11 protein-coding genes and 1 tRNA gene are annotated in these 12467 nt (G+C 64.7%); 9 read left to right on the top strand and 3 right to left on the bottom strand.

Annotation, left to right across the window (positions count from 1 at the left end; translation table 11 throughout):
* Nucleotides 1–145: 145 nt before the first annotated feature.
* Nucleotides 146–232 (bottom strand) — tRNA-Leu (locus B1526_RS06065).
* A gap of 120 nt (nucleotides 233–352) precedes the next feature.
* Between B1526_RS06065 and B1526_RS06060 the strand changes: the two genes are divergently transcribed.
* The 6 genes from B1526_RS06060 to era all read left to right on the top strand — a co-directional run bounded on the left by B1526_RS06060 (nucleotide 353) and on the right by era (nucleotide 5850).
* Nucleotides 353–1177 (top strand): 16S rRNA (uracil(1498)-N(3))-methyltransferase, encoded by an 825-nt coding sequence (locus B1526_RS06060; RefSeq protein ID WP_095615176.1) that lies wholly within the window; start codon nucleotides 353–355, stop codon nucleotides 1175–1177.
* 88 nt (nucleotides 1178–1265) lie between these two features.
* Entirely contained in the window at nucleotides 1266–1601 is a 336-nt protein-coding gene (locus B1526_RS06055) for a histidine triad nucleotide-binding protein (protein ID WP_095615175.1), read from the top strand.
* A 128-nt stretch (nucleotides 1602–1729) separates the two neighbouring features.
* The gene (locus B1526_RS06050; RefSeq protein WP_095615250.1) at nucleotides 1730–2860 is read left to right on the top strand and encodes a PhoH family protein; all 1131 of its coding nucleotides are present in this window, start codon (nucleotides 1730–1732) and stop codon (nucleotides 2858–2860) included.
* Complete coding sequence (gene ybeY, locus B1526_RS06045) at nucleotides 2857–3402, top strand: rRNA maturation RNase YbeY (protein ID WP_095615174.1); 546 nt, start codon at nucleotides 2857–2859, stop codon at nucleotides 3400–3402. The genes B1526_RS06050 and ybeY overlap by 4 nt, the downstream gene beginning before the upstream one ends.
* Nucleotides 3403–3443: 41 nt before the next feature.
* Nucleotides 3444–4868 (top strand): hemolysin family protein, encoded by a 1425-nt coding sequence (locus B1526_RS06040; RefSeq protein WP_407641006.1) that lies wholly within the window; start codon nucleotides 3444–3446, stop codon nucleotides 4866–4868.
* On the top strand, nucleotides 4861–5850 hold the full coding sequence (gene era / locus B1526_RS06035; protein WP_095615249.1) for a GTPase Era: 990 nt from the start codon (nucleotides 4861–4863) through the stop codon (nucleotides 5848–5850). The genes B1526_RS06040 and era overlap by 8 nt, the downstream gene beginning before the upstream one ends.
* 99 nt (nucleotides 5851–5949) lie before the next feature.
* On the opposite strand, the gene B1526_RS06030 is transcribed toward era, so the two are convergent.
* Nucleotides 5950–8001 (bottom strand): AMP-dependent synthetase/ligase, encoded by a 2052-nt coding sequence (locus tag B1526_RS06030; protein WP_095615172.1) that lies wholly within the window; start codon nucleotides 7999–8001, stop codon nucleotides 5950–5952.
* A 250-nt stretch (nucleotides 8002–8251) separates the two neighbouring features.
* Here B1526_RS06030 and B1526_RS06025 point away from each other — a divergent pair, with 250 nt between their 5' ends.
* From B1526_RS06025 to B1526_RS06015, 3 genes are read left to right on the top strand one after another with little or no spacing between them, the layout of a single operon-like run.
* Nucleotides 8252–9397: an NAD(P) transhydrogenase subunit alpha gene (locus B1526_RS06025; protein ID WP_095615171.1), complete on the top strand. Its 1146-nt coding sequence runs from the start codon at nucleotides 8252–8254 to the stop codon at nucleotides 9395–9397.
* A gap of 13 nt (nucleotides 9398–9410) precedes the next feature.
* On the top strand, nucleotides 9411–9719 hold the full coding sequence (locus B1526_RS06020; RefSeq protein ID WP_095615248.1) for an NAD(P) transhydrogenase subunit alpha: 309 nt from the start codon (nucleotides 9411–9413) through the stop codon (nucleotides 9717–9719).
* Nucleotides 9719–11149: an NAD(P)(+) transhydrogenase (Re/Si-specific) subunit beta gene (locus B1526_RS06015; protein WP_201260136.1), complete on the top strand. Its 1431-nt coding sequence runs from the start codon at nucleotides 9719–9721 to the stop codon at nucleotides 11147–11149. Before B1526_RS06020 ends, B1526_RS06015 begins: the two co-directional genes overlap by 1 nt.
* 104 nt (nucleotides 11150–11253) lie before the next feature.
* On the opposite strand, the gene B1526_RS06010 is transcribed toward B1526_RS06015, so the two are convergent.
* Complete coding sequence (locus B1526_RS06010; protein WP_157908705.1) at nucleotides 11254–12249, bottom strand: alpha/beta hydrolase; 996 nt, start codon at nucleotides 12247–12249, stop codon at nucleotides 11254–11256.
* Nucleotides 12250–12467: the final 218 nt, after the last annotated feature.

Below are 12467 nucleotides of genomic sequence, written 5' to 3'. Positions count from 1 at the left end.
CGTGGGGTTGCGGACGGCCACAAGGGGAGCGGGACGCCCTGGACGAACGCCAATGTGGCGGCGGCGCGGTGATGCGGTGGCACATTGGCTACGAATGGCAACGAAAAACCGGTGGCCCTCGAATGAGAACCACCGGTCTTGGTCGTGTCCGGAGCGGGACTTGAACCCGCACGCCTGTATAAATAGGCACTAGCACCTCAAGCTAGCGCGTCTACCATTCCGCCACCCGGACCCGGGTCGCTGTGCTGATCACTGTGCTGTGTTCTCAGCGGCAACAGTTGAAAACTATAGGGCACGTTTGCGACGTGCGCAACTTCGGCGTGTCGCGCTCGTGTCGGGTAGCCTAGAACCTATGACAATCCCTTTGTTTCTCGTGGATGTGAGCCATGATGACGCCCCGTTGGCGGCCGAGGAGATCGCGTCGGGGCGCACCGGCTGGATCATGACGTTGCCGGAGAACGTGCGCCGGCATGCGTTCGGCTCGATGCGCCTCACCGTGGGCGACGAACTCCAGATATCCGATGGACGCGGTCTGCGCATCGACGCGACCGTCGTCGACGACCACAACGGCGACGTGTGCGTCGAATCGTTCACGAAGGAGGAGCCTCCCGTCGTCCGACTCTCCCTCATTCAGGCCCTCGCGAAGAACGGGCACGACGAGCAGGCGATCGACGTGAGCACACAGATAGGTGTCGATGACGTCTACCCGTGGCAGTCGGAACGCGCGATCGCACGGTGGAAGGCCGGCCGCACCGACAGGAAGTGGACGGCGACGCTTGCGGCGGCGACCGAACAGTCGCGGCGTGCGGCGATGCCGACGCTCCACGGCTGCCTGAGCGGCAAGCAGCTCATCGCGCTGTGCCGCAGGGCGTGCGTGCGCGGCGACCTCGTCATCGTGCTCCATCAGGATGCCACGCTGAGCTGGGATGGGATCGAGCGCCGCGTGCGCGATGTGCTCGAACGCAGCCTTGAGGATGGCAATGTGCGCACGGTCCACGTCGTCGTAGGCCCCGAGGGCGGCATAAGCGACGCCGAAGTCGCGGCACTCAAGGACGCAGGCGCCGAAGTGTGCGTGCTCGGCAGGAACATCCTGCGCGCCTCGACGGCCGGCCCGGTCGCGCTGAGCCTGCTGTCGCGCGAGCTCGGCCGCTTCGCATGCACGCCGGACGAGGAATAGCGGGGCCGCTGGCGTTGTTTATCCGAGTGCGGCAATACGATGGGAACGGCCGCCGGGAGCCGGCGGAACGATGAACGAGAGGAAGACGATGACCGAACCGGACTGCCTGTTCTGCAAGATCGTAAACTGCGACATCCCGAGCGAGAAGGTGTATGAGGACGCGACGACATACGCGTTCAAGGACATCAACCCGAAGGCGAAAGTGCACGTGCTCGTCGTGCCACGCGAACACTACCGCAACGTCGACGAACTCGCGAGGAACGACGCGCAGCTGCTCGCGCACATCGTCGAGGTCGCGCAACGCATCGCCGACCAGGACTATGACGGTTCCTACCGGCTCATCTTCAACACCGGCGAGCACGCGGGACAGACGGTGTTCCATGTGCACGCGCACGTGCTCACCGGCGAGCCGCTCGAGGAATAGGCCCCGGGTGTGCCCCGCGGATGGGCGGCCGCGCCTTGTGGCGCGTCCATCCGGATCATGGTGTGTTTGGATCAATCAGATCAATCAATGGACGGCGGCGCCACGGGGCGCCGCCAGAGAGAGGTGTGGTGGCGACTGCAACGCGAACGGTCATCGTGCCGGACCAGCTCGATCCGGTACGCGTATTCGGCCCGTACGACGAGGTCATCCGTGAACTCGAGCGCGCGTTCGACGAAATCACGGTCCATATCCGTGGCGACAGGGTGACGATCAGGTCGACGTCGAAGGAAGGGGAAGCGCAGGCCAGCGAAGCCGAGGACCTGCTGCACCTGATCATCGACGCCGCCTACGTGCAACCGATGGACGTGCCGACATTGCGGCGCATGCTCGACCAGCGTGTGCTGTCGAACGATGTGCGCGACGAGGCGCCCGGCCACGGCGTGCGCACCGACACGATCCGCAGGATCCGCCAGGAGCGGCGCGCCTCAAGCCGTGACAGCCACGCCACATACCGCAAGCCCCGCGTCCCCGGCGTCATCGCCTACGCGAACGGGTACCCGGTACGTCCGAAGACCGCCGGCCAGGTCGCCTACATCAACGCGATCGCCTCGAACACGATCACCTTCGGCATCGGACCGGCCGGCACCGGCAAGACCTATCTCGCCGTCGCGAAGGCCGTGCGCGCGTTCGAGGACGGCCAAGTGCGCCGCATCATCCTCACACGCCCCGCAGTCGAGGCCGGCGAGAACCTCGGCTTCCTGCCGGGCACACTCAACGAGAAGGTCGACCCGTACCTGCGGCCGCTCTACGACGCGCTCTCCGACATGCTCGGCCCCGAGCGCATGCATGCGCTCATCGAGGACGGCACGATCGAGGTCGCGCCGCTCGCATACATGCGTGGTCGCACGCTCAACGACGCGTTCGTCATCCTCGACGAGGCGCAGAACACGACCGCGCAGCAGATGAAGATGTTCCTCACGAGGCTCGGCTTCAACACGACGATGGTCGTCACCGGCGACGTCACCCAGGTCGACCTCGCCAAACCGCAATCGGGACTCGTTTCGATCGAACGTGTGCTCCACGGCATCGACGGCATCGCGTTCGCGCACCTCGGGGCCGGCGACGTCGTACGCCACGAGCTCGTCGGCAGAATCGTCGCCGCCTACGAACGCTACGATGAGGCGCATGCACGCACGCATGGCCGCGCGGACGCCAAGACGGAACCATCGGACGACACAGCAAAGGACGCACACGCATGAGCGTTGAAGTGAACAACGAGACGGATTGGATCATCGACCCGAAGGTCTTCGCAGACCTCGGCGTATGGGTCATGGACCAGATGCGCGTGAGCGCGCAATCCGACCTGTCGATCCTGTTCGTCGATCCCGAGCCGATCGCCGAACTGCACGAACGGTGGATGAGCCTGCAAGGTCCGACCGACGTCATGAGCTTCCCGATGGACGAACTGCGCCCCGGCGACGACCGTGCGCTGACGGAAGGCTGCCTCGGCGACATCGTCATCTGCCCATGGGTCGCCGCGCAACAGGCCGCCGCCGCAGGCCACAGCACAATGGAGGAGATGCTGCTGCTCACGATCCATGGCATCCTGCACCTGCTCGGCTACGACCATGGCACCCCCGAGCAGGAACGCCAGATGTTCGGCCTGCAACGCCAGCTGCTGCTCACGTTCTTCGCGCTCCGACAGGGCACCTCATGGATCGCGCTCGTGCCGGACGGGGCTCCCGATGCGCTCGCCGCCTACGAGGAACGCCACGGCACCGACCGCCAGCTCGGCCACTGAGCGCGCGGACGGCGTGCCCATCTCTTTTCCCCGGAAGGTAACTGAAGATGTCCGAAGAACTCATGATCGTGCTCATCGTCGCGCTTGGCGTCGCCGCCGTGCTGCTCGCATGGCTTTCGATGATGCTCGCCGCACTCGAAAGCGCGATTTCGCGTGTGACGCGCGCGAACCTCAACAACCTGATGATCGAAGTGCAGTCGGATGACGAACTGTCCGATTTCACACGCACGAAGAAAATCAAGCGGCTGCACGCGGCGCAGCGCATCGTCATGCACCGCTACGCCGCGTCGAACTCGTGCGCGTTCTTCCGCATATGCGGCAACGTGCTCACCGGCGTCCTCGTCGCGTGCATCGCCGCGACGCTCGGCTATGCGATGTGGATCCAGCTCGTCGCCGGCCTCGTCGTCGCGCTCGTCATCGCGTTCGTGACCGTGCTCATGCGCCCGCGCACGGTCGGCAGCACGAAACCGCTCGACGTGCTCGTCAAACACGCCGGGCTCGCGTCGATATGCGTCAGGCTCACACCGTTCATCCACAGGCGCAACGACGTCGAGACCGCCGGCGAACGCCGTTCCGAGATCTCCGACGACGAGGAGCTTGAGAAGATCCACCACGAGCAGGGCAAAGCCGCGATGGACCGCCTCATCGAGAACAACCGTTTTGACCCCGAGGTCTCGGACATGCTGCGCAACGTGCTCATGCTCTCCGATACGCTCACACGCGAGATCATGGTGCCGCGCACCGACATGATCACAATCGAACGCGACGGCACGCTCCAGGATTTCCTGTGCCTGTGCTCACGCTCCGGCTTCTCCCGCGTGCCCGTCATCGGTGCGGACATCGACGACCTGCTCGGCATGGCGTACCTCAAGGACGCCGTGCGCGCGACGGCGTTCAACCCGGCCGCCCGTGGACGCGACATCGAATCAATCATGCGCAAACCGATGTACGTTCCGGAATCGAAACCGGTCGACGACCTCTTCCATGAGATGCAGCGCACACGCAACCATGTGGCCGTCGTCGTCGACGAATACGGCGGCATCGCCGGCATGGTCACGATCGAGGACGCGATCGAGCAGATCGTCGGCGAACTCGACGACGAGCACGACCGCACGCAGCACGCCGCGCCCAAGAAGATCGGGGAGAGGACGTGGAGCATGCCCGCGCGCACACCGATCACGGAACTCGAGGAGATCTTCGAAATCGACCTCGACGAGGACGACGTGGACACCGTCTACGGACTGCTCACGAAACTGCTCGGCCGTGTGCCGATCGTCGGCGCGAGCGCACGCACGCACGGGCTTGAACTGACGGCCGTCGATTCGGCCGGACGCCGTAAGAAGGTCTCGACGATCGTCGTCAAACCCGTGTCCGTCGAGGGTGATGACGAAACTGGCGGTACGACGGATGGACAAGGCGATCGCGCATCGCATGACGGCAAGGAGCAAGGACACGACGATGACTGAGACGAATACGACGCAGACAACGGGGGACACCGCAGAGGACGGGGAATACCGTTCCGGGTTCGTGGCCGTCGTGGGGCGGCCGAACGTCGGCAAATCGACGCTCATCAACGCGCTCATCGGCACACAGGTCGCGATCGCGTCGTCGCGGCCGGAGACGACGCGCAAGGCGATCCGCGGTGTGCTCACGCTTGACGGCGCGCAGATGGTGCTCGTCGACACGCCAGGCATCCACCGGCCGCGCACATTGCTCGGGCAGCGACTCAACGACATCGTCGACGATTCGCTCGCCGAATGCGACGAGATCGCGTTCCTGCTGCCGGCGGACCAGGAGATCGGGCCAGGGGACAAGCGCATCCTCAGCAGGCTGCGCTCGCAGTTCGCGGCGAAATCGGACAGCGGAGAATTCGTATGGAAGGTGCCGCTCATCGCGATCGTCACGAAGATCGACGAACTCGACCGCACACAGCTCATCAACAAGCTCATCGCGATCAACGAGTTCGCGAACTTCACCGACATCGTGCCGGTGAGCGCGCTCAAGGACGACAACCTCGCCGAAGTCACGAAGGTCCTCGTCGAGCATCTTCCCGAAGGCCCGCAGATGTACCCGGCCGAACAGATCACCGAGGAGAGGCCCGAGGACGCGATCGCCGAGCTCGTCCGCGGCGCGTTCCTTGAGGAACTCCACGACGAGCTGCCGCATTCGCTCGCCGTCGTCGTCGACTCGATCGAGCAACCCGAGGACAACGAGACGGGGGAACGCTACGCAGGCAAGGCGCGCGTGCTCGTCTCGATCTACGTCGAACGCGATTCGCAGAAGCCGATCATCATCGGGCACAAGGCCGAGCACCTCGTGCATGTCAAGAAGAGGCTCAGGACCGCCGTCAACCGGATCGTCGGACAGAAGGCGCAGCTCGACATGCATGTCAAGGTCGCGAAGAACTGGCAGTCCGACCCGAAGAAACTCGACAGGCTCGGGTTCTGAGCGGGCGGGCGGCCTTGAGGAAGGCGCCGTCCATCGCGAAAAGGCCGCGCAGGGAATCGATTCCCTGCGCGGCCTTTTCGCGATGGACAGCGCCAATCGTCACTGCATGTTCTCGGCGGGGTTGCGCTTCGTGTACATCTGCGTATTGAGCAGATCCGTGTAGCGCTTGATGACCTTCGGACGGATGATCTTCATCGACGCGGTCATCAGACCGTTCTCCTGCGAGAACTCCTCGGGCAGGATGATGAACTTGCGTACCGACTCGGCCCGCGATACGCCCTCGTTGGCCTGGTCGACCCACTTCTGCACCTCGGCGCGCACGGCCGGGTTCACCGCGGCGTCCTCCATCGGCATGTCCGTGTCGAGGCCCTTCGACGCGAGCCATGCGCGCAACGCGTCGGGGTCGAGCGTGATGAGCGCCGAGATGAACGGACGCTTGTCACCGAGCACGAGCGCCTGCGAGACGAGCGGGCAACGCTGGATGACCTCCTCCATCGGGCCCGGCGAGACGTTTTTGCCGCCCGCCGTGATGATGAGGTCCTTCTTGCGTCCGATGATGTACAGGAAGCCGTCATCGTCGAGGCGACCCAGGTCGCCCGTCGCATACCAGCCGTCGTCGGTGAACGACAACTGCGTCTGCTCCTCGTTCTTGTGGTAGCGCGGGAAGACGGCCGTGCCCTTGACCTGGATCTCGTTGCCGTCGCCGATGCGCACCTCGAAGCCGGGGAACGGGATGCCGACGGAACCCTGATGGTAGGGCACGCCAATCGGGTTGAACGCGCACGGCGCGGTCGTCTCGGTCAGGCCATAGCCCTCATAGACCGGCACGCCGGCACCACGGAAGAACGCCATGAGCTCGGGGTCGAGTGGCGCGCCGCCGGTGACGATCCACTTCGCGCAACCGCCGAGCACGTCGCGGATCTGCGAGTAGACGAGCGGGTCGAACGCGTTGCGGCGCATCGTCGCGAAGCGGCTCGCCTTGCCGCGTTCGCTCAGCTCCTGCATGTACTTCTGCGCGGCGACGACGGACGCGGCGAACACGCGGCCCTTCGGCCCGTTGCCGGCCTTCTGCGACGCGGCGTTGTACACCTTCTCAAGCACACGCGGCACGACGATCATGATGTGCGGGCGTGCGACCTTGAGGTCGCCGGTGAGTGTCTTGATGCCGTTCGCGATGTAGATGTGGATATTGCTCGCGACGCAGATGTAGTTGATCGCGCGCGCGAACGAATGCGCCTGCGGCAGGAACAGCAGCACACGGTGCCTCTTGTCGTGCAGCAGGCCGGGCATGTACTCGGGCAGGTTCGTCGCCGTCGCGCAATAGTGCGCATGCGTCATCTCGACGCCCTTCGGCGCCGACGTGGAACCGGACGTATAGACGATCGAGCACAGGTCGTGCAGCCTGACCGAAGCGATGCGCTCGTCGAGCTGGCGGTCGCTCACACGTTTGCCGTAGGCCTTGAGCTCGTCGAGCGCGCCGTTCTCGAGGCACATGATGTTCTTGAGCGTCGGGCAGTCCTGCTTCGCGAGCTCGGTCTTCTTGAGCATGTCCTTCGTCTCGACGACGAGGAGCGTCGCGTCGGCGTTGTTGACGATGTTGCGGATCTGCTCGGCGGAATCGGTGTCATAGACGGTCGCGAGCACGCCGCCGACGGCGAGCACGGCGGCGTCAAAGACGTCCCAATCGTAGGACGTGTGGCACATGAACGCGCAGCCTTCGCCCTTCTTGAAGCCCATGTGGATGAGGCCCTTCGCGACGGCGCGGATGTCCTCGAGCGTCTCGTTCGCCGTCTTCGAGACCCATTTGCCGTTGAGCTTGTAGGTGTAGAGCGGCTCGTCGCCCATGCGGCTCGCGCGGTCCTCATAGATGCGGTAGACGTTGAAGGTATCCGGCAGTGGGCCGTTGCCTTCTGTGCTCGCGGTGATGAAACCGGAATCGGCGTCGATGAACGTCGTTGTCGGACGGTCGGGTCCCCAGAAATCGACATGGGGGAGGTTCTCATAGTCGTGGTGCTGCAGTTCGGCCTGCGGATCGACGTAGTCGGGTGTGTCGCCGTCGCCGCTTATCGGATGCGAGAAGTCACCCCCCAAATGCAGCGCCCGCTGCGTGAGGTCGGACGCGCGGTCCTTGACGGACTTGAAGATGGACATGTGGTTGCTCCTTACCCGCGAAAATACACTATTCCTTTGCAGTGTAGCCGTTTTTGGGGGGCGCGTCACCCTACGCTTGCGTAGCCAGGCGCATTTTTCGGGGGTTCGCCGGCAAAACTTCCCGTTCGGCAAAATCGTGTGCGACTATTCGAAAGATGGACGCATGGGGGTGCGGGACCGATGATTCGTTACACTATAACGCTGTATGTTCACCATCCCGCGCTGGGCGGGATGCATAGAAAGGGTTCACATGGCCGAACTACCAGAAGGAACCGTGACCTTCGGCGTCTTCAACGAGACGTCGGAGCACGAGTCCCGCGTCGCGCTGACGCCGGACATCGTCGCACGGTTGCGCAAATCAGGCGTCGTCTGCCTGATCGAAGCAGGAGCCGGCGAGGCTTCCGACTACACGGACGAGGATTACGCGAAGGCCGGCGCGCAGGTGACCGACGCCGCGACGATCGTGTCCAAGGCGGACGCGCTCGGCTTCGTCGACCGCCCCGATGAGCGACTCATCGCCAACCTCAGGCCCGGCACATGGGTCATCGGCATGCTCGGCTCGTTCACCGACGCCGACTACATCGAACAGCTCGACAGGCACGGCGTGACCGCCGTCGCGATCGAGCGCCTGCCGCGCCAGCTGAGCGCAGCGCAGTCGATGGACGAGATGACGTCGCAGAACTCCGTCATGGGCTACAAGGCCGCGCTTGTCGCCGCGAACGCCTATGGCTCGTTCCTCCCGATGATGACGACGGCCGCCGGCACGATTCGCCCGGCCAAGGTCCTCATCCTCGGCGCCGGCATCGCCGGCCTCCAGGCGATCGGCACGGCGAAGCGCCTCGGTGCCGTCGTGACCGCATACGACGTGCGCCCGGCCTCGCAGGGCGAGGTCGAGTCGCTCGGTGCGAAGTTCCTCGACCTCGGCCTCGATTTCTCGAAGGGTCAGGGCGAAGGCGGCTATGCGCGTGCGCTCACGCCCGAGGAGCAGGCACAGCAGCAGGCGGCCGTCGACGACAAGGCCGCCGGATTCGACATCATCATCACGACCGCGAAGGTCCCGGGGCGCAAGCCCCCGGTCCTGCTGACGAAGCGGGGTGTAGACGGGCTGCACCGCGGCGCCGTCGTCGTCGACTGCGCCGCGAGCGAGCTCGGCGGCAACGTCGAAGGCTCCGCAGTCGGCACACAGACGACCGAAGGTGGCGTGACGATCATCGGCGCGCCGTACCTCGCGAGCGAGGTCAGCACGACCGCGTCGAACCTGCTGAGTCGCAACGTCGCCGACATCCTCGTGCATTTCATCAAGGACGGCGCGCTCGCCGTCGACCCGTCCGACGAGATCGACCAGGCCATGGTCGTCGCCGGCAACAAGCCGGCCCAGGAAACGAAGGGGGAGTGACATGGAAACCATCATGCCCAATCTGGTGATCGCGCTCACATTGTTCGTGCTCGCGCTGCTCATCGGCATCGAAGTGATCGGCAAGGTCCCGGCGACGCTGCACACGCCGCTCATGTCGGGCGCCAACTCGATCCACGGCATCGTCATCGTCGGCGTCGTCATCGTTGCCGCACATGCGACGAGCACATTGTCCTATGTGTTCATCTTCCTCGCGGCCGTCCTCGGCACGATGAACGTCGTCGGCGGCTATGTCGTCACCGACCGCATGCTTGAGATGTTCAAGTCCGACAAGTCCGAGGCGAAGAAGGGGGACAACAAGTGATCTACGACAATTGGGTTCCCGCTTCCACGGTCGACATCGTCGCGTGGTGCGTCTATGTGCTCGCCGCTGTGCTCTTCGTCATGGGCCTGCACTACATGAACTCGCCGAAGACCGCGCGCAAGGGCAACTTCGTGTCTGCGGCAGGCATGGTCATCGCCGTCGCGATGGCGTTCATCAAACTGTTCATCGACGGCAACTTCTCGAAGACCGCGCTCATCCTGCTCGTCGCGGGCATCGTCATCGGCGCGGTCGCCGGCGTCGTCTCGGCGAAGAAGGTCAAGATGACCGACATGCCGCAGCTCGTCTCGGTGTTCAACACCGTCGGCGGCGGCGCGGCGGCTCTCGTCGCGCTCAATGACATCCTCGCCGGCGATGGCAGCCCGAGCCTCGTCGTGCTCATCACGGCCGGCCTGGGCGTCATGATCGGCGCGGTCACGTTCACCGGTTCGCTTGTCGCCGCAGGCAAGCTCCAGGGCATCAAGTGGGTCAAGAAGCTCACGCTGCCCGGCAAGAGCGTGTGGAACATCCTGTTCATCGTGCTCACGATCGCCGCGTTCGTCATGCTGTGCGTGCAGCCCGAACACCGTGTGATGTGGTCGGTCCTGACGACCGTGTTCGCGCTGTGCTACGGCCTCGTGTTCGTCATCCCGATCGGCGGCGCGGACATGCCGGTCGTCATCTCCGTGCTCAATGCGTGCACCGGCACCGCGGTCGCGATGTCCGGCCTCGCGATCGACAATGTGGCGCTCATCGTCGCCGGCGCGCTCGTCGGCGCCGCGGGCGTGACGCTGTCCGTGCTCATGTCGAAGGCGATGAACCGTCCGCTCATGTCCGTCCTCGCAGGCGGCTTCGGCGGCGCGACCGCCGCAGGCGGTGCCGCGGACGGTCCGGAGGGCACGATGAAGGAGACGTCACCCGACGACCTCGCCGTCCAGCTCGTCTACGCGGACAAGGTCATCTTCGTCCCCGGCTTCGGCCTTGCCCAGGCGCAGGCGCAGCGAGAGCTCGCCGACCTTGGCGAACTGCTCAAGGAGCATGGCGTCGAGGTCGAATACGCGATCCACCCGGTCGCTGGGCGTATGCCCGGCCATATGAACGTCTTGCTCGCCGAGGCGAATGTGCCGTATGACGAGCTCGTCGACCTCGACGACATCAACCCGCAGTTCCCGAGCGCGAACGTCTCGCTTGTCGTCGGCGCGAACGACGTGACGAACCCGGCGGCCCGCAAACCGGGCACCCCGGTCTCCGGCATGCCGATTCTCGACGTCGACAAGTCGCAGAATGTCGTCGTCATGAAGCGTGGCCGCGGCCGTGGCTACGCGGGCATCGAGAACGAGCTGTACTTCGAGGACAACACGCAGATGCTCTTCGGGGACGCGAAGGCGAGCCTGCAGGCCGTCATCGCGGCCGTCAAGGAGCTGCTCGACTGATGCTCGGTGTCCGGACGGCACCGTCCGGACACCGTCCTTATATGCGGGGAGGCCCGGCGCCAATGGTGCCGGGCCTCCCCGCATATGTACATGTGGCGATGGGCTCAGTCAAGTCCCGGCACGCCGTGCAGGAAGCGGTCGACCGTCGACCAGTACAGCTGCGGGTCGGTCATGAGCGATGCGACATGGGGGGCGCCGTCGACGACAAGCAGCTCGCAGTCGTTGCTTGCGCACGCCTCATAGAGTGTGCGGGCGCTCGACGGGTCGACGATTGTGTCCGCATCCCCTTGGATGAACAATGTCGGCACCGTCAGATGGCGCACGGCGGCGAGCACATCGGCGTCGGCGAGCGACGCGGCGGCCGCACGTTTGAGCAGCAGGTTCGCGAACGCGATCGACGGCCTCGTGAGCGCGCGTGGCACATGCAACGCGTCCGCCATGCTATGCGCGAGCTGCGAGGCTCCCGCCGTGAACGCGCTGTCGCTGACGATCGCCTTGATGTTCGGCGCATGGCATGGGTTGGCGCCGGCGAACAGCACGCTTGCGGCGCCCATCGAATTGCCGTGCAGCACGATCTTCGCCTGCGGATCGTTCGAGACGATGAAATTGACCCATTGTTTGACGTCCCTGCTCTCGATCGCGCCCATCGTCACATAGCGCCCTTCGCTCAATTCGTGCGCGCGCAGCGCGGGCGTGAACACCGTGTATCCCATCGCTGCGTAATGTTGCGCCCATGGCGCCATTTCTTCCGGATCGCCGGAGTAGCCGTGCACGCATACCGCATAGTGGTGCGGCGCCGGTTTGGCCGTATCCGGATCGAAACGCCACGCGTGCAGCTTGAGATGGTCGTAGCTGCGAATGACGACGGGCTGCCGCGTCTGCTCGAACCAGCGGCGCGATTCCTCAGACACATGGTCGCCGGCGTCGTCGTAGTCGGCGAAATGATCAAGGCGTTTGCGTGCGAAGATCGATTTCGGATACGTCGTGTCGAGCGCGATGCGTACAAGCGCGACGCCCGCGCCGGTGACGGTCGCCGCCGCGACGGCGGCCCCGGCGCCCGCGACGGCTGTGATGATACGGTTCGCTGATGACGATGACATGGTCGAACAATCCTCGATTCCCCGGCCTTGGCGGCCGGATTCCATGACTGCTGCACATTGTACATGGGTGCGGCAGGCGATGGCGCGCACCTATCGCATGGGAAACGGGCGGAGGCTTGTCCAGCCGTGCGACTATATTCGAAACGTTGCTTTGGCGAGGGAAGCGCATGACGCGCGTTTCCGTGATCGACTCGGCACGAAGACGCTCCTTGGCGCCT

This window comes from Bifidobacterium criceti, assembly GCF_002286935.1.
Lineage (GTDB): Bacteria > Actinomycetota > Actinomycetes > Actinomycetales > Bifidobacteriaceae > Bifidobacterium > Bifidobacterium criceti.
This window is presented reverse-complemented; position numbering and strand designations above follow the sequence as displayed.